19 protein-coding genes are annotated in these 19,668 nt (G+C 65.2%); 13 read left to right on the forward strand and 6 right to left on the reverse strand.

Translation table 11 applies throughout. The features are described 5' to 3' along the window. Positions 1–43 precede the first annotated feature (43 nt). The 7 genes from mreC to tldD all read left to right on the forward strand — a co-directional run bounded on the left by mreC (position 44) and on the right by tldD (position 10,081). Positions 44–1,105: a rod shape-determining protein MreC gene (gene mreC / locus ACKI1H_RS10765; protein WP_440468851.1), complete on the forward strand. Its 1,062-nt coding sequence runs from the start codon at positions 44–46 to the stop codon at positions 1,103–1,105. Beyond that, positions 1,105–1,593 (forward strand): rod shape-determining protein MreD, encoded by a 489-nt coding sequence (gene mreD / locus ACKI1H_RS10770; RefSeq protein WP_138521224.1) that lies wholly within the window; start codon positions 1,105–1,107, stop codon positions 1,591–1,593. Before mreC ends, mreD begins: the two co-directional genes overlap by 1 nt. Before the next feature lie 60 nt (positions 1,594–1,653). Next, positions 1,654–2,238 (forward strand): Maf family protein, encoded by a 585-nt coding sequence (locus ACKI1H_RS10775; protein WP_440468334.1) that lies wholly within the window; start codon positions 1,654–1,656, stop codon positions 2,236–2,238. 47 nt (positions 2,239–2,285) lie between these two features. Then, positions 2,286–3,743, forward strand: a complete 1,458-nt coding sequence (rng, locus tag ACKI1H_RS10780) for a ribonuclease G (RefSeq protein WP_045209573.1) — start codon at positions 2,286–2,288, stop codon at positions 3,741–3,743. Positions 3,744–3,901: 158 nt separating this feature from the next. Continuing rightward, entirely contained in the window at positions 3,902–7,720 is a 3,819-nt protein-coding gene (locus ACKI1H_RS10785) for a YhdP family protein (protein ID WP_440468335.1), read from the forward strand. A 67-nt stretch (positions 7,721–7,787) separates the two neighbouring features. Further along, positions 7,788–8,636, forward strand: coding sequence for a carbon-nitrogen hydrolase family protein (locus tag ACKI1H_RS10790; protein WP_440468336.1), 849 nt, complete (start codon positions 7,788–7,790; stop codon positions 8,634–8,636). A gap of 2 nt (positions 8,637–8,638) precedes the next feature. Beyond that, positions 8,639–10,081, forward strand: coding sequence for a metalloprotease TldD (tldD, locus tag ACKI1H_RS10795; protein WP_440468337.1), 1,443 nt, complete (start codon positions 8,639–8,641; stop codon positions 10,079–10,081). Positions 10,082–10,121: 40 nt separating this feature from the next. Here tldD and yjgA read toward each other — a convergent pair whose 3' ends face one another. Next, positions 10,122–10,646 (reverse strand): ribosome biogenesis factor YjgA, encoded by a 525-nt coding sequence (yjgA, locus tag ACKI1H_RS10800; protein ID WP_239746551.1) that lies wholly within the window; start codon positions 10,644–10,646, stop codon positions 10,122–10,124. A 116-nt stretch (positions 10,647–10,762) separates the two neighbouring features. Here yjgA and pmbA point away from each other — a divergent pair, with 116 nt between their 5' ends. The 6 genes from pmbA (at position 10,763) to ACKI1H_RS10830 (ending at position 16,055) form a co-directional block, all read left to right on the forward strand. Beyond that, positions 10,763–12,112 carry a metalloprotease PmbA gene (gene pmbA, locus ACKI1H_RS10805; RefSeq protein ID WP_088421215.1) on the forward strand — a complete coding sequence of 450 codons (1,350 nt, stop codon included), beginning with the start codon at positions 10,763–10,765 and terminating at the stop codon, positions 12,110–12,112. A 136-nt stretch (positions 12,113–12,248) separates the two neighbouring features. Beyond that, entirely contained in the window at positions 12,249–12,632 is a 384-nt protein-coding gene (locus tag ACKI1H_RS10810) for a FagA protein (protein ID WP_440468338.1), read from the forward strand. Beyond that, entirely contained in the window at positions 12,625–14,001 is a 1,377-nt protein-coding gene (fumC, locus tag ACKI1H_RS10815) for a class II fumarate hydratase FumC (RefSeq protein WP_440468339.1), read from the forward strand. Before ACKI1H_RS10810 ends, fumC begins: the two co-directional genes overlap by 8 nt. 29 nt (positions 14,002–14,030) lie before the next feature. Continuing rightward, entirely contained in the window at positions 14,031–14,480 is a 450-nt protein-coding gene (locus ACKI1H_RS10820) for a hypothetical protein (protein WP_138521240.1), read from the forward strand. A gap of 32 nt (positions 14,481–14,512) precedes the next feature. Next, positions 14,513–15,139 carry a superoxide dismutase gene (locus ACKI1H_RS10825; protein WP_440468340.1) on the forward strand — a complete coding sequence of 209 codons (627 nt, stop codon included), beginning with the start codon at positions 14,513–14,515 and terminating at the stop codon, positions 15,137–15,139. A gap of 22 nt (positions 15,140–15,161) precedes the next feature. Then, positions 15,162–16,055 carry a ZIP family metal transporter gene (locus ACKI1H_RS10830; RefSeq protein WP_425048989.1) on the forward strand — a complete coding sequence of 298 codons (894 nt, stop codon included), beginning with the start codon at positions 15,162–15,164 and terminating at the stop codon, positions 16,053–16,055. A 12-nt stretch (positions 16,056–16,067) separates the two neighbouring features. Here ACKI1H_RS10830 and ACKI1H_RS10835 read toward each other — a convergent pair whose 3' ends face one another. The 5 genes from ACKI1H_RS10835 to ACKI1H_RS10855 form a co-directional block, all read right to left on the reverse strand. After that, on the reverse strand, positions 16,068–16,340 hold the full coding sequence (locus ACKI1H_RS10835; RefSeq protein WP_440468341.1) for an HPr family phosphocarrier protein: 273 nt from the start codon (positions 16,338–16,340) through the stop codon (positions 16,068–16,070). A 34-nt stretch (positions 16,341–16,374) separates the two neighbouring features. Further along, positions 16,375–17,232 (reverse strand): RNase adapter RapZ, encoded by an 858-nt coding sequence (gene rapZ / locus ACKI1H_RS10840; protein WP_440468342.1) that lies wholly within the window; start codon positions 17,230–17,232, stop codon positions 16,375–16,377. A gap of 2 nt (positions 17,233–17,234) precedes the next feature. Further along, a complete protein-coding gene (gene ptsN, locus ACKI1H_RS10845; protein ID WP_037009823.1) occupies positions 17,235–17,702 on the reverse strand; it encodes a PTS IIA-like nitrogen regulatory protein PtsN in 468 nt (155 codons plus the stop codon). Positions 17,703–17,711: 9 nt separating this feature from the next. Continuing rightward, complete coding sequence (gene hpf / locus ACKI1H_RS10850; RefSeq protein ID WP_017518151.1) at positions 17,712–18,020, reverse strand: ribosome hibernation-promoting factor, HPF/YfiA family; 309 nt, start codon at positions 18,018–18,020, stop codon at positions 17,712–17,714. Positions 18,021–18,098: 78 nt separating this feature from the next. Beyond that, on the reverse strand, positions 18,099–19,598 hold the full coding sequence (locus ACKI1H_RS10855) for an RNA polymerase factor sigma-54 (RefSeq protein ID WP_138521248.1): 1,500 nt from the start codon (positions 19,596–19,598) through the stop codon (positions 18,099–18,101). Positions 19,599–19,668: the final 70 nt, after the last annotated feature.

A 19,668-nucleotide genomic window follows, 5' to 3' on the forward strand; every position in this document is an offset into this window, starting at 1 on the left:
ACTTCAACCGACTTCGCACAGCTAGGAGCCGGTCATCAAACCGATATTCTCCAAAGGGCCCTCGCTGGGCGCGCGCCTGCTGGTGCTCGCCGTCCTGTCGGTCGCCTTGATGGTGGTCGATGCCCGCTTCGATTATCTGAAACCGGTACGCAGCCAGATGGGCCTCGTGCTGAGTCCCTTCTATGGCATCGCCGATTTCCCCGTTCGTGCGTGGGAAGGTGTGCGCGACCAGTTCACCAGCCGCAGCGAGCTGCTGGCCGAGAACGAGCGCCTGAAGGCCGAGCAGCTGCTGATGCAGCGCCGCCTGCAGAAGCTGGCCACCCTGACCGAACAGAACGTGCGCCTGCGCGAGCTGCTCAACTCCTCCGCCCTGGTCGATGACAAGGTGCTGGTGGGCGAGCTGATCGGTGTCGACCCAAACCCGTTCACTCAACGCATCCTGATCGACAAGGGCGAGAAGGACGGCGTGTTCCAGGGCCAGCCGGTGCTCGACGCCAGCGGCCTGATGGGCCAGGTGGTCGAGGTCATGCCCTACACCGCGCGCGTGCTGTTGTTGACCGATACCACCCACAGCATTCCGGTGCAGGTGAACCGCAATGGCCTGCGTGCCATTGCCGTGGGCACCGGCAACCCGGAACGCCTGGAGCTGCGCTACGTCGCCGATACCGCCGATATCAAGGAAGGCGACCTGCTGGTCAGCTCCGGCCTTGGCCAGCGTTTCCCGGCCGGCTATCCGGTGGCGGTGGTGAAGGAAGTGCTGCACGACACGGGGGGGCCTTTCGCCACCATCCGCGCTGTGCCGACCGCGAAGATGAACCGCAGCCGCTACGTGCTGCTGGTGTTCAGCGACAGCCGTACTCCCGAACAGCGCGCCACCGATGCTGCCGAGGCCCAGGCCGAGGCCGACCGCAAGGCTGCCGAGTCCGGCACGCAGGCACAGCCGGCACCGGGCGCTCCGGCAGCCCAGCCGCATGATGGCGCGCAGCCGGCTGCTCCTGCTGCTCCCGCCGCGCAGCCCGTCCATCCGGCCGCTACCAATGGCACGGCTCCTGCTGCGCCTACCGGTGCGCCGGCATCGCACCCGGATGCAAGGACCCGTCACTGATGGCGGCCCAGGGCTCGAACAACGGCTGGGCCATCTGGTTGACCCTGCTGGCGGCGCTGCTGCTGTCGGTGGCGCCGATGCCCAGCTTCATGGAGATCGGCCGTCCGCTGTGGCTGGCGATGTTCCTCACCTACTGGGTGCTCTACCTGCCACACAAGGTCGGCATGCTGACCGCCTGGGTGCTGGGCGTCGCCGAAGACGTGCTCTACGGCAGCCTGCTGGGGCAGAACGCCTTGATCCTCAGCCTGATCATCTGTCTGGTGCTGTCGCTGCACCAGCGCCTGCGCATGTTCCCCATCTGGCAGCAATGCCTGGTATTGCTGGTGGTCTTCGGTCTCGCCCAGCTGGTCCAGTTGTGGATCAGTGCCCTGACCGGCAACCGCCCGCCGACCCTGGTTTTCCTCCTGCCGGCACTGGTCAGCGCCTTGCTCTGGCCTTGGGTCTACACACTGCTGCGGGCCCTGCGGCTGCGCCTGAACATCAACTGATCGCCCCCTTGCGGGGGAATCGCCGGGCCCGCGTTGCGTGGGCCCGCTTCGGAGTCCCTGATGGCCCAGCTGTACCTCGCCTCCAGTTCGCCGCGCCGCCGCGAGCTGCTTACCCAGATCGGCCTGCCGTTCCACATAGTGCCCGCGTCCATCGATGAAACGCCCGAGTCCGGCGAGTCGGCGCACGCCTATGTCGAGCGACTGGCGCGCGGCAAGGCCAAGGCTGGGCTCAACTTCCTCGCTCAGCGCGCCGACGTCTGCGTGCTCGGCGCCGATACTGCCGTGGTGCTGGACGGCCGTATTCTCGGCAAACCGGTGGATCGCGACGACGCCCTGGCGATGCTGCAGGCCCTGTCTGGTCGCGAGCACGAGGTGCTGACCGCCGTGGCGGTAGCCGACCGGGATCGTTGCGAGGCGCGCGTGGTCAGCAGCCGCGTGGTCTTCCGCGAAGTATCCGTCGAGGAAGCCGAGCGCTATTGGGAAACCGGCGAGCCCCAGGATAAGGCCGGTGGCTATGCTATCCAGGGGCTCGCGGCGGTCTTTGTCAGTCGCGTCGAGGGCAGCTACAGCGCCGTGGTCGGCCTGCCTCTTTGCGAAACCTCGGCATTGCTGGCTGACTTCTCCATCCCCAGCTGGCAGTCTTGATCGGAAAATAGCGCTGGCAAGACTCCGGGCGCGATAAGGAAGGGCGCATGAGCGAAGAGATCCTGATCAATATCACGCCGATGGAATCGCGCGTGGCGGTGGTGGAGAACGGCGTCCTGCAGGAGGTCCATGTCGAGCGCACGTTGCGCCGCGGGATCGTCGGCAACATCTACAAGGGCAAGGTCGTGCGCGTGCTGCCAGGTATGCAGGCGGCCTTCGTCGATGTCGGCCTTGAGCGTGCGGCCTTCATCCATGCCGCGGAGATTTCGACCCGCGAGGGTAGCGCCGTGGAAAGCATCGGAGCGCTGGTCCACGAAGGGCAGAGCCTGGTGGTGCAGGTCACCAAGGACCCCATCGGCACCAAGGGCGCGCGCCTGACCACGCACCTGTCGATCCCCTCGCGCTACCTGGTCTACATGCCGCGCACCAGCCATGTCGGCATTTCCCTGAAGATCGAAGACGAACATGAGCGCGAGCGCCTCAAGCAGGTGGTCGCCAAATGCGTGGAGGCGGAGGGCATCGTCGAGCGCGGCGGGTTTATCCTGCGCACGGCGGCCGAAGGCGCCGGCGAGGACGAGATCCTTGCCGATATCCGCTATCTGCGCCGCCTGTGGGACCAGATCGACGCTCAGATCCAGACCGTCGGCGCGCCAACGATGATCTACGAAGACCTTTCCCTGGCCTTGCGCACCTTGCGCGACCTGGTGAATCCGCGCATCGAGAAGATCCGCGTCGATTCCCGGGAGAACTTCCAGAAGATCACGCAGTTTGTCGAAGAACTGATGCCGGAAATCGCCGATCGCCTGGAACACTACCCGGGCGAGCGGCCGATCTTCGATCTCTACGGGGTCGAGGATGAGGTGCAGAAGGCACTGGAGCGCAAGGTGCTGCTCAAGTCCGGCGGCTACCTGATCATCGACCCGACCGAGGCGATGACCACCATCGACGTCAATACCGGCGCCTTTGTCGGCCACCGAAATCTCGAAGAAACCATCTTCAAGACCAATCTCGAGGCGGCCACCGCCATTGCCCGTCAGCTGCGCCTGCGCAACCTGGGCGGGATCATCATCATCGACTTCATCGACATGGAAGACGAAGAGCACCGCCGCCAGGTCCTGCGGACCCTGGAGAAGCAGCTCGAACGCGACCATGCCAAGACCAATATCATCGGCATCACCGAGCTTGGCCTGGTGCAGATGACCCGCAAGCGCACCCGCGAAAGCCTGGTGCAGGTGCTCTGCGAGCCCTGTCCGAGCTGCCAGGGGCGCGGCATGCTGAAGACCGCCGAAACCATCTGCTACGAGATTTTCCGCGAGATACTCCGCGAAGCACGGGCTTACCAGGCCAATTCCTATCTGGTGCTGGCCAACCAGAAGGTCGTGGATCGCCTGCTCGACGAGGAGTCGGGTAATGTTGCGGACCTGGAGCTGTTCATCGGTCGCCCCATCAAGTTCCAGGTCGAGGCCATGTATTCCCAGGAGCAGTACGACGTGGTCCTGCTTTGAGCGGCGGATCGCACAACCTGGGACTCCGGCGGGAGACCGCCGTGCAATGGGGTTTTTTGGAGCTTTGCCTGACGCACACTGTCAGACCTGGTTCGACATTGCCTGGCTGGGAGGCCGCTCGATGACCCTTCGCTTCGCTTCACAGGTAGCCGGCTGACATGGAGCGTGCCGGCCGCCTGTTTGCCACTTCCCTGCGCATCCTCCTGGGCCTCCTGGCGCTGGGGCTGGTGCTGCTCGCGCTGTATGTCAGCCTCGGCCGACAATTGGTGCCACTGGTGGCGGAGTACCGCGATGACCTGGCGCAGAAGGCCAGCGAACAGCTGGGCCTGCCGGTGGCCATCGGCGCGCTGGAGGGGCACTGGCATGCCTTCAGCCCGATAATCGTCGTGCGCGACATCCAGCTGGGTGAAGGCAATGACTCCCTGCGCCTGGAGAGGGTGCGCCTGACTCCGGACATTCTCGGCAGCGTGATGGCGCGCCAGCCGCGCATCGACAGCCTGGAGCTGGAGGGCCTGCACCTGACCCTGCGCGAGGACGAGGACGGCAAATGGCACGCCGACGGCCTGCCCAGCCGTGGCGGCGACACCGACCCGCGCAAGCTCATCGACCTGCTGCTGACCCCGCGTCGCCTGTCGCTGATGGACAGCCAGCTGACCGTGCTGCCGCAACAGGCCAACCCGCTGTCGCTCAGCTATGTCGGCATGACTCTGCGCAGTGGCAGCCGACAGCGTCTGGAAGCACGCCTCAGCCTGCCCGGTGGCGAGCCGGTGGCGGCGCGGCTGGAAACCCGCCTGAACCGTGACGACTGGGCGAAGAGTTCGGCCCAGCTGTACCTCAGCCTGCCGCAGGCCGACTGGGCCAAGTGGTTGCCCGAGCGTCTCACCGGTGCCTGGAAGCTGGCCCAGGCCAAGGCCGGTGGCGAGTTCTGGGCGACCATCGACAAGGGGGTGCCGGTGTCTGCGGTGGCGCGCCTGAACGCGCCGAAGATCGATGCTGCGTTAGGCGACCGCAAGCCGGTCAGCCTGAGTGACCTGGGTGTCAGTCTCTACTTCCAGCGTAATGGGGACGATCTCGACGTGCGCGTCGCCGATCTGGCGGCGAACCTCGGTGAAATCCGCTGGGGGGAAGTGGAGCTGGAGCTGACGCGCCGCATGAAGGACGAGGAGCATTGGCAGCTTCGCGCCGACCGCCTCGACCTGACCCCGCTGGGGCCGACCATTACCGCCCTGGCACCGCTGCCGGACAAGGTCATCGAGTGGCTCGACGGCCTGAAGCCGCATGGCGTCCTGCACAATGTCAATTTCGACTACTGGCCGCAGCGCGAGGGCGCTGAGCGGGCCATGTACGCCACCAACCTGGAGAAGGTCGGCGTCAGTGCTTTCCATGACGTACCCGCGGTCGCCAATGTCGACGGCACCCTGCGCGGCAACCTTGGCGGCGGCACGCTGGACGCCAATGCCCAGGATTTCATGCTGCACCTGGCGACCCTGTTCCCCGAGCCCTGGCACTACCGAACTGCACATACGCGGATGTTCTTCCAGCTCAACGACGAAGCCTTCACCCTCGGCAGCCACCTGATGCAGGTGGAGGGCGAGGAGGGCACTCTCGCTGGCGACATGCTGATCCGCCTCATGCGAGACCCGGCGCAGGAGGATTACATGGACCTGCGTGTTGGCATGAGCAATGGCGACGCGCGCTATACCAGCAAGTACCTGCCCACCGTCATCCCGCAAATGAGCAAGGACCTCGCTGCCTGGCTCAAGGGCTCGATCAAGAGTGGCCGGATCGAGCAGGGCTACTTCCTCTGGCAGGGCTCTTTGCAGAAGGGCTCGGCGCCTGAAGCCCATGCCATGACCCTGTACTTCAAGGTCCATGACGGCGTTCTCGACTACCAGCCCGGCTGGCCCGGCCTGAGCAAGGCGGAGGGCGAAGTGCGGGTCGAGGACACCGGTGTCAGCATCAACGCCACCAGCGGGCAGATCCTCAATAGCCAGGTGCGCGATGTTTCGGTGGAGATTCCTCACTCTGACCCGGGCGAGGTCGCCCACCTGCACGTGAATGGCGACATCGACAGCAACCTCGTGGATGGCTTGAAGATCCTCCAGGACTCGCCGATCGGCGCGACTCATACCTTCGCCGGCTGGGAAGGCTCCGGAGACCTGAACGGCCATCTCAATCTCGACATTCCCCTGGCCAAGGGAGAGGCGAGCAAGGCGCGGGTGATAGTCGACTTTGACACCGACAAGGCGAAGTTGAAGATTGCCAAGCCCGAACTGAACCTCGAACAGGTCAAGGGCAAGTTCCGTTACGACACCGACAGCGGCCTGAGCGGGCAGAACGTCGCTGCCCAGGTGCTGGGTAGCCGGATCACCGGCAGCATTCGTGCCGAAGGTCGCAACGGCATACCGCGTACGCGAGTGCTGGTCGGTGGCCAGGTACCGATCAAGTCCCTGCTCGACTGGGGCAAGGTACAGCAGCAACTGCCGGTGGATGGCCGGGTGCCGTTCCAGCTCAACCTGCTGCTCGATGGCAAGGACAGCCAGTTGCAGGTCGCCTCGAACCTGCAGGGTGTCACCATCGACTTGCCGGCGCCGTTGGGCAAGGCCGCGCAGGAGACCCGAGAGAGCGAGTGGCGTATGACCCTGGACGGCGCCGAGCGGCGCTACTGGGCGACTTATGGCGACCGCGCCAGCCTGGCCTACGCCGCGCCGGCTGACCAACCGCTTGCCGGTCGTGGTGTGTTGCGCCTGGGCGGCGATCCGGCCGTGCTGCCCAACTGGAGCGGCGTGCAGGTGCGCGGCAAGATCGACGAAATCGACGCCGACGCCTGGATGGCGGTCGCGAAGAAGTACTCCAACGCCGGGGTTGAGGGCGCGGCTGGCCTGCTACGCGGGGCTGACCTGCAGATCGCTCGCTTCAAGGGCTTCGGCCAGACCCTGGAAAACCTCTCGCTGGACCTGGCGCGCGTCGACAGCAGCTGGCAGGTCGGACTGGTCAGCTCGCTGGTCTCCGGCAAGGTCACCCTGCCCGACAGCAAGGTGAAGCCGATTCAGATCGCCCTGGACCGCATCGACCTGCCCAAGGGCGAGGCCATCGATTCCGAGAAAGCGGTGGAAGCGCCGGACCCGCTGGCGAAGATCGACCCGCGCACCCTGCCGCCGATGGATGTGAGCATTCGCCAGGTGCTCAAGGCTGGCAAGCCCGTTGGTGCCTGGAGCTTCAACCTGCGTCCGACGACGACCGGCGTCGGCTTCAACGATGTCAATCTCGACCTGCGCGGGCTGTCGGTGAAGGGCAACCTGCGCTGGGACGGTATGGATACCAGCGCGCGCAGCACCTTCCAGGGCAAGCTCGAGGGCAAGAACCTGGGGGATGTGCTCAAGGCCTGGGACTTTGCGCCCAGCGTGACCAGCGAGCGCTTCAGCGTGGACATCAACGGCAACTGGCCGGGCTCGCCGGCGGCGCTGAACCTGCGGCGCTTCGGCGGCACCCTCGATGCCAGCCTGCGCAAGGGCCAATTCGTCGAGGTGGAGGGGGGCGCCAATGCCCTGCGCGTGTTCGGCCTGCTGAATTTCAACGCCATCAACCGCCGCCTGCGCCTGGACTTCTCCGATCTGCTGGGCAAGGGCTTGAGCTACGACCGGGTGAAGGGTGTGCTCACCGCCACAGACGGGGTGTTCTTCACCCGCGAACCGCTGCGCCTGGACGGTCCGTCGAGCAACCTCGAGCTCAACGGCACGCTGGACCTTGCCCACGATCAGATCGACGCCAAGCTGCTGGTGACCCTGCCGGTGACCAACAACCTGCCACTGGCAGCGCTGATCGTCGGTGCGCCTGCCATTGGCGGTGCCCTGTTCGTCGTGGACAAGCTGCTGGGTGACAAGGTCGCGCGTTTTGCCAGTGTGCAGTACAGCGTGAAGGGCCCGTGGCAGAGTCCGGCCATCACCTTCGAGAAACCTTTCGAAAAGCCTCATTGAGCCCCTCAATCGAGCATAAAGTCCGGGCTTCAGTTAGCATGAAATCCAGACACCGACGGAGCTCAGCATGTCCATTGCCGTCATCCAGATGGTCAGCCAGGACGATGTCCTGGCCAATCTCGCCGCCGCCCGTCGCCTGCTCGAGCAGGCTGCCAAGGGCGGAGCGCGCCTCGCCGTGCTACCGGAAAACTTTGCCGCCATGGGCCGCCGCGATCTCGCACAGATCGGTCGTGCCGAAGCCCTCGGCGAAGGCCCTGTCCTGCCCTGGTTGAAAAGTACCGCCCGCGACCTCAGGTTGTGGATAGTCGCCGGCACCCTGCCGCTGCCGCCTGAAGGCCAGCCCGACGCGAAGGCCAATGCCTGTTCGCTGCTGGTAGACGAGCGCGGCGAAGTGGCGGCGCGCTACGACAAGCTGCACCTGTTCGACGTGGACGTCGCCGACGCCCGTGGCCGCTATCGCGAGTCGGATGACTACGCCTTCGGCCAGCGCGTGGTGGTGGCGGACACGCCGGTGGGGCGTCTGGGGATGACGGTCTGCTACGACCTGCGCTTCCCTGAGCTTTACACCGCACTGCGCGAAGCCGGTGCGGAGCTGATCAGCGCCCCTTCGGCCTTCACCGCGGTGACCGGCGCGGCGCATTGGGAAATCCTCATCCGAGCCCGTGCCATCGAGACCCAGTGCTACCTGCTGGCGGCCGGGCAGGGCGGTACCCACCCCAAAGGACGGGAAACCTGGGGCCAGTCGGCCATTGTCGATCCCTGGGGGCGTATCCTCGCCGAACAGGCCAAGGGCGAAGCCGTGCTGCTGGCCGAGCGCGACAGCAAGGAACAGGCGGCGGTCCGGCAGCGCATGCCGATTGCCCGGCACAGAAGATTTTTCCCGCCGGTCGAACCACGACCGGCGCGTACGGAGTGAATATGAGCGAACTGTTGTCATCCGTCAGTCAGCACCTGCTGGCCCCCGGTGGTCTGGATATCGACCAGCTGTCGCCGATCCTGCACGAGCTGAGCGGCCCCGGCATCGACGCCGCCGATCTGTACTTCCAGAGCCAGGTCTCCGAGTCCTGGATGCTGGAGGACGGCATCGTCAAGGAAGGCAGCTTCCACATGGACCAGGGCGTCGGCGTGCGCGCGCAGTCCGGCGAGAAGACTGGCTTCGCCTACAGCAACGCGATCAACCATGAAGCGCTGATCCAGGCTGCTCGCGCTGCCCGTTCCATTTCTCGTGCTGGGCAGAACGGCAAGGTGCAAGCCTTCCAGGCCGTGGTGCCGACCCGCCTGTATGCCGGCGAGAATCCGCTGGACGTGATGAGCCGCGCCGAGAAAGTGGAGCTGCTGCAGAAGATCGATGCTGCCACTCGCGCCCTCGATCCGCGCATCCAGCAGGTCACCGTCAGCCTCGCCGGCGTCTGGGACCAGGTGCTGATCGCAGCGGCGGATGGTTCGCTGGCGGCGGACATCCGTCCGCTGGTGCGCTTCAACGTCAGTGTCATCGTCGAACAGAATGGCCGCCGCGAGCGTGGCGGTCACGGCGGCGGCGGGCGCACCGACTACCAGTACTTCCTCCAGGAAGACCGTGCCATGAGCTATGCCCGCGAGGCGCTGCGCCAGGCCCTGGTCAACCTCGAAGCCGTTCCCGCGCCGGCCGGCAGCCTGCCGGTGGTGATGGGCGCCGGCTGGTCCGGCGTGCTGCTGCATGAGGCCGTGGGCCACGGTCTGGAAGGCGACTTCAACCGCAAGGGCAGCTCGAACTACAGCGGTCGTATCGGCGAGAAGGTCGCTTCCAGCCTGTGCACCATCGTCGATGACGGCACCATCGCCGGTCGTCGCGGTTCGCTGTCGGTGGACGACGAAGGCACGCCAACCCACTGCAATGTGCTGATCGAGAACGGCATCCTCAAGGGTTACATGCAGGACAAGCTCAACGCCCGCCTGATGGGCGTGGCGCGCACCGGCAACGGTCGCCGCGAGTCCTACGCGCACCTGCCGATGCCGCGCATGACCAACACCTACATGCTGGCCGGGCAGAGCGATCCGCAGGAAATCATTGCCAGCGTCGAGCGCGGCATCTACTGCGCCAACCTTGGCGGCGGCCAGGTGGACATCACCAGCGGCAAGTTCGTCTTCGCCACCAGCGAGGCCTACCTGATCGAGAACGGCAAGATTACTCGCCCGGTGAAGGGCGCGACTTTGATCGGCAACGGTCCGGAAGTGATGAGCCGGGTGTCCATGGTCGGCAACGACCTCGCACTGGACAGCGGCGTGGGCACCTGCGGCAAGGACGGCCAGTCCGTGCCGGTCGGTGTCGGCCAGCCGACCCTGAAGATCGACGCGATCACTGTCGGCGGCACGGGCGCCTGAGGCTGTTGCCGGTGGGGCTGGATGGAAAGGGCGCGGCCGCTCAGCGCAGGCCGCGTTTCATCTCGTCCAGCTCGCGGATGTACTTGAAGATCTTCCGCGCTGCGGCCGGAGGCTTGTTGTGAGCGGCCTCGTGCTGGGCGTGACGGATCAGTTGGAGCAGATGCTGGCGGTCGCTTTCCGGGTATTCGCCGAAGAAGGCCGACAGCGCCGCATCACCGCCGGTGATCAGGTGGTCGCGCCAGCGTTCGAGAGCGTGGAAGCGTTCGTTGTACTGGCGGGTGGAAGTGTCTACCTGCTCCAGCAGGGCGAGGATGGCCTCGACGTCCTGGTCGCGCATCAGCTTGCCGATGAACTGCCGGTGGCGTTTCTTGGCGGCGTTGGCCTTGTGCTTGGGTGCTTCTTCCAGTGCGCGGCGCAGCGGATCGGTGAGCGGCATGCGGTCGAGCATGTCGGCCTTGAGCGTGGTCAGGCGCTCGCCGAGCTCCTGCAGCGCGTGCATTTCGCGTTTTACTTGCGACTTGCTCTTCTCATCGAAGGACGAGTCGTCATCGTGAATTTCAGCCATGGCGGGGGTCTCGTTGAAAACGCCGCCATGATAACGAGTCAGGGGCCGCTTGTCCGGCCCGCACCGGTTGCCGCCGCCTGATGGCGCGACCGGACCATGAACAGGAGAGGCATGCAATGAGCGAACACAACCCGGCAGTGAGCCCGGAGGTCCTTCCCGAACTGCGCGAGCAGGTCGAGCGGATCATCGCCGAGGCCACCCGGCAGGGTGCCAGCGCCTGCGAGGTGGCGGTGTCGGTGGAGCAGGGGTTGTCGACCTCGGTGCGCCAAGGTGAAGTCGAGACCGTCGAGTTCAACCGCGACCAGGGCTTCGGCATCACCCTCTACGTCGGCCAGCGCAAGGGCTCGGCGAGCACCTCGGCGACTGGGGCGGATGCCATCCGCGAAACCGTGGCGGCGGCGCTGGCGATTGCCAAGCACGCTTCCGAGGACGATTGCGCCGGCCTGGCGGACCCGGCGCTGATGGCCCGCGACCTGCCGGACCTGGACCTTTATCACGGCTGGTCGATCACCCCTGACCAGGCCATCGAACGCGCGCTGGCCTGCGAGGCGGCAGCGTTCGCCACTGACAAACGCGTCACCAAGGCCGACGGCACCACGCTGAACACCCACCAGGGCTGCCGTGTCTACGGCAACAGCCACGGCTTCGTCGGCGGCTACGCCAGCACTCGCCACAGCCTGAGCTGCGTGATGATCGCCGAAGGCGAAGGGCAGATGCAGCGCGACTACTGGTACGACGTGAACCGTCGCGGCGAGTTGCTGGCCACCCCGGAATCCATCGGCCGTCGCGCCGCTGAGCGCGCCGCCAGCCGCCTGGGCGCCCGCCCGGTGCCGACCGCCGAAGTACCGGTACTGTTCGCTCCGGAAGTCGCGGTGGGTCTGTTCGGCCACTTCCTCGGCGCTATTTCCGGCGGCAGCCTGTACCGCAAGTCGTCCTTCCTCGAAGGTGCGTTGGGCCAGCGACTGTTCCCGGAGTGGCTGACTCTGGATGAGCGTCCGCTGCTGCGCGGCGCGCTGGGCAGTGCCTCGTTCGACAACGATGGCCTGGCGACTTACGCCAAGCCCTTCGTCGAAGGCGGCGAGCTGGTTTCCTATGTGCTGGGCACTTACTCCGGGCGCAAGCTGGGCATGCCCAGCACGGCCAACTCCGGTGGTGTACACAACCTGTTCGTCAGCCATGGCGACGAAGACCAGGCCGCCCTGATCCGCCGCATGGGTCGGGGCCTGCTGGTCACCGAGCTGATGGGGCAGGGCGTCAACCTGGTGACCGGCGACTACTCGCGTGGCGCTGGCGGCTACTGGGTGGAGAACGGCGAGATCCAGTTCCCGGTGCAGGAAGTCACCATCGCCGCCAACCTGCGCGACCTGTTCCGCAATATCGTCGCCATCGGCAACGACGTGGAGTATCGCGGCAACCTGCACACCGGCTCCGTGCTCATCGAAAAGATGATGGTCGCCGGCAACTGATTCGCCCGCGCGGCCTTGCCGGCCGCGGCTTCCCCGCCTTTCTCACGAGCAGCCGCCCAGCGCATTGCGTTCGGGCGGCTTGTTTTTTTGTCTTTCGGAAACAATAATCAATCTCATTATCGATTGAGAGATTGCCATGTTCGCCGAAATCGACAGCTCGATCACCGACCGCTGGTATCGCCTGGGCACGCGCATCCGCTGTGCTCTGGAGCCGAATGAACCGCGCCTGGTCGAGCAGTACCTCGGCGAGGCGCGCTACCTGGCGGCCTGGGAGCCGGTGCCGGCTTGGCGCCTGTTCGAGAAGTGCTTCCAGCTGCTGCTCGACAGCAGCCGTGACATCGCGCTGCCCTGGCACTGGCGTGTGCTTTGCCTGGACCACGCCTATCTCCCCCTGCGCGAACTGCAACGCCTGGCGACTTCGACCGCCCAGCGCCAACGCCTGTGCCTGCTGGCCCGGCGCATGGCGCAGCAGGAGATGGCGCCTTCCCTGAGACTGCAAGAAGGAATAGAGAATGACTGACAGCCGTATCGAACGCGACAGCATGGGCGAACTGGAGGTGCCGGCTTCGGCGCTGTACGGCGCCCAGACGCAGCGGGCGGTGAACAACTTCCCCGTCAGCGGTCAGCGTATGCCGCGTCCGTTCATTCGCGCACTGCTGCTGGCTAAGGCCGCCGCGGCGCGTGCCAATGTCAGCCTGGAACAGCTGGACGCGGAGACCGGCGCCGCCATCGTCGCTGCCTGTGAAGAACTGCTGGCGGGCGACCTGCAGCAGCACTTCCCGGTTGACGTGTTCCAGACCGGTTCGGGCACCAGCTCCAACATGAACGCCAACGAGGTGGTCGCGACGCTCGCCACCCGTCGCCTGCGCAAGCCGGTGAATGCCAACGACCAGGTCAACTGCGGGCAGAGCAGCAACGACATCATCCCTTCCACCATCCACATCAGCGCGGCGCTGGAAATCCACCAGCACCTGCTGCCGGCCCTGGACCATCTGCATGCCACTCTGGAGAAAAAGGCCAAGGCCGTGCATCAGCACGTGAAGACGGGCCGCACCCACCTGATGGACGCCATGCCGGTGCGCCTGAGCCAGGTGCTCGGTGGCTGGGCCCAGCAGGTGCGCCAGGCATCGCAAGGTATCGAGGGGCAACTACCGGCATTGCAGCAACTCGCCCAGGGCGGCACTGCCGTCGGCACTGGGGTGAACGCCCATCCGCAGTTCTCTGCGCGCTTCTGCGAGGAGCTCAATGGCCTGACTGGCCTGGTGTTCCGCCCCGGTGATGATTTCTTCGCGCTGATCGGCGCCCAGGACATCGCCGTGTCCACTTCCGGTCAGCTCAAGGCCCTGGCCGTGGCACTGATGAAGATCGCCAACGACCTGCGCTGGATGAACTCCGGTCCGCTGGCCGGCCTTGCCGAGATCGAGCTGGAAGCGCTGCAGCCGGGCTCCTCGATCATGCCGGGCAAGGTCAACCCGGTGATCCCGGAAGCCACCGCCATGGTCGCCGCCCAGGTGATGGGCAACGACACCACCATTGCCGTCGCCGGGCAGTCCGGCAACTTCGAGCTGAACGTGATGCTGCCGGTGATCGCCGACAACCTGCTGCACAGCATCCACCTGCTGGCCAATGTCAGTCGCCTGCTGGCGGACAAGGCCATCGCCAGCTTCAAGGTCAACGAGGCGAGCCTGCGCGAGGCGCTGTCGCGCAATCCGATCCTGGTCACGGCGCTGAATCCGATCATTGGCTACCAGAAGGCTGCCGAGATTGCCAAGCAGGCCTACCGCGACGGCCGGCCGATCATCGATGTCGCGCTAGAAAACACGGACCTGGACCGCGCCCGCCTCGAGCAACTGCTCGATCCCGAGAAGCTCACCGCCGGCGGACTCTGAGTCCGCCCCACCTGCTGGAGGAACCTGCCATGCGTCATTGGCAACGCACCATCGAACTGGGCAATCGCTGCTTCATTCGTCAAGAGTTGATCGATGCCCGTGAGCACTACCTCCACGCTCTGGCGCTGGCCCAGGTGCTGCTGGATCGCTGGCATGACGCCGAGGAAGCGGTGATGGCCTTTGTCATCTCGCACCACAACCTCGGTGATCTGCATCTGCAGCTGGGCCAGCCGGAGGAGACCGCCGAGTACCTGTGTGCTTGCCACGAACGCCTGCTGCATCTGGGCGAGGACCTGCGCAAGCGCTCCGAGTTGCGCGCCGCGGCGGTGCAGCACAGCCGCCGCACCTACGTTGAATTGCTCAACTTCATCGGCGAGCACGGCACCTACCCGCGCACCCAGCGCCTGCTGCGCCGCCAGGGCGCGGTAGAGCTGCGTCCGGGGCTGTTCACCGCCGTGCACTCGATGCGTTACCACTAGTCGATGCGCTACCACTGAAAGAAGGTTTGAAGATGCCTCACGTCCTGCCTGCCTTGCCCTACGCCTACGACGCTCTAGAGCCGCACATCGATGCGCAGACCATGGAGATCCACCACAGCAAGCACCACCAGACCTACATCAACAACCTCAACGCGGCGCTGCAAGGCACCGAGTTCGCCGAGGTTCCGGTGGAGGAGTTGCTGCAGAAACTCGACCGCCTGCCCGATGCCCTGCGCGGCCCGGTGATCAATAACGGCGGTGGTCATGCCAACCATTCGTTGTTCTGGACCATCATGGCGCCGGACGGTGGCGGTCAGCCCCAGGAAGAGCTGCGCCAGGCCATCGATGCCGAACTGGGCGGTTACGACGCCTTCTGCCAGGCCTTCACCAAGGCAGCGCTGACCCGCTTCGGTAGCGGATGGGCGTGGCTGAGTGTAGATCCGCAGGGCAAGCTGGTGGTCGAGAGTAGCGGTAACCAGGACAGCCCGCTGATGCAGGGCAATCTGCCGATCCTCGGCCTGGATGTCTGGGAGCACGCCTACTACCTGCGCTACCAGAACCGTCGGCCGGAATACATCGCAGCCTTCTACAACGTGGTCGCCTGGCCCGAGGTGCTGCGCCGTTACCGCCAGGCGTTGCGGGCACGAGGTCAGGGATGAGACCGGTGGACCTGCCATGCGTCTGATTGTGCAGAGTCTGCGGGAAAGCGGAGGGCGCAATCTGCGTTGGTTGCTAGGTCTGACCATTTCCCTTGGCGGTGCCGTGCTGGTGGTTCAGCACCTGATGCTGCTGGCGAGACTGTCTTTGTCTGCGCCGATGTACCTGGCCCTGCACGGCGGCATGCTCTGCGCGCTCGGCACGGCCTTGGGGGCGGTGCCGGTGCTGCTGGTGCGGAGCATGCCGGCGCGCATCGCCGATGCCATGCTGGGCTTCGGTGCCGGGGTGATGCTGGCTGCCACGGCGTTCTCCCTGCTGCTGCCGGCGCTGGAGGCGGCGGAAGCTTCCGGGCGCCCGACCTGGCTGGCCTCGCTGCTGGTCAGTCTCGGCCTCGCGTTGGGCGCCTTTGGCCTCGCCGTGTTCGGGCGGGTGCTGGAGGATGCCCAGGCGAATATCCAGGGTGTTGCTGACGGCAAGGTGCCTGCGCGCATCCTGCTGTTCGTCGCCGCCATTGTTCTGCACAACATTCCCGAAGGCATGGCCGTGGGCGTTGCCGCCGGGGGAGAGGTGCAGGGGGCGAGTGGCCTGGCGCTGGGGATCGCGCTGCAGGATGTGCCCGAAGGGCTGGCGATTGCGCTGGTGCTGGCTGGGGCGGGTGTTTCGCGCGGCAAGGCGGCACTGGCGGGGGCGGCTTCCGGGCTGGTCGAGCCGCTTTTCGCGGTACTCTGCGCCTGGCTGATCGGGATCTCGCGGATGTTCCTGCCCTGGGGGCTGGCCGCTGCGGCGGGCGCGATGCTCTATGTGGTGGTGCGCGAGATCATTCCCGAATCGCAGCGGCGCGGCCACGCGGCGCAGGCCACCCAGGGGCTGATCATCGGTTTCTGCCTGATGATGGTGCTGGATACGTCGCTGGGCTGATGGCCCGGCGCGTCACTCGCCTTCGTCGAAGTAGTTGTTGATCAGTTCGACCAGCGCCTTGAGCGCTTCGTCTTCCTGTTCGCCCTCGGCGGCGAGGTGCAGGTTGGTGCCCTTGCCGGCGGCCAGCATCATCACGGCCATGATGCTCTTGCCGTCCACCGTACTTTCCGGATTTCGGCCCACGCGAACCTGGCAGGGGAATCGACCCGCGACGCCGACGAATTTGGCCGCCGCACGTGCATGCAGGCCAAGCTTGTTGATGATGGTGATTTCGAGGGCGGGCATCGCGAGGGGCTGTCCTTTTGTTGTCTGTCGCTGCTTAGCTCAGGTCGCGGTGGCGAATCTGTACGTTGGTGAGGGTTTCCTTGAGGGCCTGACCAATACGCTCGGCAATGTAGGTCGAGCGGTGCTGGCCACCGGTGCAGCCGATGGCGATGGTTACGTAGGCCCGGTTGCTCGCGGCGAAGCGCGGCAGCCATTTGTTCAGGTAGGCGAGGATATCCTGGTACATCTCCTCGACGTCCGGTTGCGCTGCCAGGTACTCCTGGACTTCCGTTTCCAGCCCGGTGTGCTCGCGCAGGTCGGGTTTCCAGTACGGATTGGGCAGGCAGCGCACGTCGAACACCAGGTCCGCGTCCACCGGCATGCCGCGCTTGAAGCCGAAGGATTCGACCAGGAAGGCGGTGCCCAGTTCGGGCTTGTTCAGCAGGCGCAACTTGAGCACGTCGCGCAACTGGTAGAGGTTCAGGTTGGTGGTGTTGAGCTTGAGATCGGCCAGGTCGGCGATCGGCGCCAGCAGGTTCGACTCGTCGCTGATGGCCTCCGCCAGGGAGCGGGTGTCGGTGGTCAGCGGATGCCGCCGGCGGGTCTCGGAGAAGCGTTTGAGTAGCGTCTCATCATCGGCATCGAGGTACAGCACGTCGCACTGGATGTGCTTGTCGCGGGCTTCCTGCAGCAGCTCGGGGAAGCGCTGCAGCTGGCTGGGCAGGTTGCGTGCGTCGATGGAGACGGCAACCTGGGGGTGCAGCAGCTCGGTGTGCAGCAGGGCGCGCTGGGCCAGATCCGGAAGGAGGCTGGCCGGCAGGTTGTCGATGCAGTAGAAGCCGTTGTCCTCGAGCACGTTGAGCGCGGTGCTCTTGCCCGAGCCGGATCTCCCACTGATGATGATCAGGCGCATGATCAGTGCCCGTTGTTCTGGAAGTCCACGACGATCCGGTACAGGTCCTCGCCGTTGGCGGCGTGACGCAGGCGGTCGCGGACGTCGGAGCGGTCGAGCATGGAGGCGATCTGCCGCAGCAGTTCCAGGTGCTCCTCGGTGGCCGCTTCCGGCACCAGCAGCACGAACACCAGGTCGACCGGTGCGCCGTCGAGGGCGTCGAAGTCTACCGGGTGATCAAGGTGCAGGATGGCGCTGATGGGCGACTGGCAGCCGGGGAGGCGGCAGTGCGGAATGGCGATGCCATTGCCGAAGCCGGTGGAGCCCAGGCGTTCCCGGGCCACCAGGCTGTCGAAGATGTCTTGGGAATCGAAACCCGGCAGCTCGCGAGCCACCAGGTTGGCGATTTGTTCGAGGACACGTTTTTTGCTGCCGCCCGGCACGTTCACGAGGGAACGGCCGGGGGTCAGGATTTGCTCAAGTCGGATCATAGAGAGGGGTTAACGGACGCCAACACCTTGCTGGCGTTCGAGGTATTTTTCCTTGTGCTTGATCAGTTGGCGGTCGAGCTTGTCGGTGAGCAGGTCGATGGCCGCGTACATGTCTTCATGTTCGGCGCAGGCCACCACTTCGCCACCGGCGATGTGGAGGGTGGCTTCAATTTTCTGCTTCAGCTTCTCGACCTCCATGATGACCTGAACATTGGTGATCTTGTCGAAGTGGCGCTCCAGTCGGCCAAGTTTCTCGCCGACATAGTCGCGCAGGGCGTCGGTCACATCCAGTTGATGTCCACTGATGTTGACTTGCATACCGCTTTCTCCTTGTTGCCCGTGTGTAAGTGGCAGGTTATGTGGCCTGCCGCCGGAACACCTTGGCGTGGATCAACGTCACACCAGCCGCTTGCGCTCGCTCGAGGGAGAGATTCCTAGGGACTCCCGGTACTTGGCGACGGTACGACGTGCCACTTGAATGCCCTGTGCCTCCAGTAAACCAGCGATCTTGCTGTCACTCAATGGCTTTTTCGGACTTTCCGCCGCGACCAGTTTCTTGATGATGGCGCGAATCGCGGTGGACGAGCACTCGCCGCCTTCGGAGGTGCTGACGTGGCTGGAGAAGAAGTACTTCAGCTCGAAGATGCCCCGCGGCGTGTGCATGAACTTCTGCGTGGTGACGCGGGAGATGGTCGATTCGTGCATGCCCACCGCCTCGGCGATATCGTGCAGGACCAGCGGTTTCATCGCTTCCTCGCCGTACTCGAGGAAGCCGCGCTGGTGCTCGACGATCTGGGTCGCCACCTTCATCAGTGTCTCGTTGCGGCTCTGCAGGCTCTTGATGAACCAGCGCGCTTCCTGCAGCTGGTTGCGCATGAACGTATTGTCGGCGCTGGAGTCGGCGCGGCGCACGAGGCCCGCGTACTGCGAGTTCACGCGCAGGCGCGGCACCGCTTCCTGGTTCAGTTCCACCAGCCAGCGGTCGTTGTTCTTCCGAACGATGACATCCGGGACGACGTATTCGGCTTCGCCGGATTCGATCTGCGAGCCGGGACGTGGGTGTAGCGACTGGATCAGCTCGATGGTCTCGCGCAGCTCGTCTTCCTTGAGCTTCATGCGTCGCATCAGCTGGCTGTAGTCGCGGCTGCCGAGCAGGTCCAGGTGGTCGCTGACCAGGCGGATGGCCTCGGCCAGCAGGTAGGTCTTGGTGGGCAGCTGGCGCAGCTGCAACAGCAGGCACTCGCGCAGGTTGCGCGCGCCGACGCCTGCGGGCTCGAGCTGCTGCACGCGGCGCAGCACGACTTCCACTTCATCCATCTCCACGCCCAGCTCCGGGTCGATGGAGGCGAGGATGTCGTCGAGAGATTCTTCGAGGTAACCGTCATCCGTGATGCCGTCGATGATGCTCAGGGCGATCAGGCGATCGGTATCGGACATCGGCAGGAGATTGAGCTGCCACAGCAGATGGCTCTGCAGGCTTTCGCCGGCGGAGGTGCGGGAGGTGAAGTCCCACTCGTCGTCATCGTTGCTGGGCAGGCTGCTGGCGCTGGTCTGGTAGATGTCTTCCCAGGCGGTGTCGACCGGCAGCTCGTTGGGGATGCGCTCGGCCCACTGGTCATCGTCGAGGCTGTCGACGTTGGGCGTGGTGCTTTCCTGGAAGTTGTCCTGGGAGCTGCTGGTGCCGTTGGCGCCTGACTCGGCACCGTCAGCCATGGGATCGCTGTTATCGAAATCCTCGCCTTCTTCCTGGCGCTCCAGCATCGGGTTGGACTCCAGGGCTTCCTGGATTTCCTGTTGGAGGTCCAGCGTGGAGAGCTGGAGCAGTCGGATGGCCTGTTGCAGCTGCGGAGTCATCGTCAGCTGCTGGCCCATCTTGAGGACTAGCGATGGTTTCATGGCTGGAACTAGGCACCTTGTTCGCTGGCGCGAAGCGCGCCATATCCACGACTACGGACACCGGGGTGCC

Source organism: Pseudomonas sp. YH-1, assembly GCF_051990045.1.
Classification (GTDB): Bacteria; Pseudomonadota; Gammaproteobacteria; order Pseudomonadales; family Pseudomonadaceae; genus Pseudomonas; species Pseudomonas nicosulfuronedens.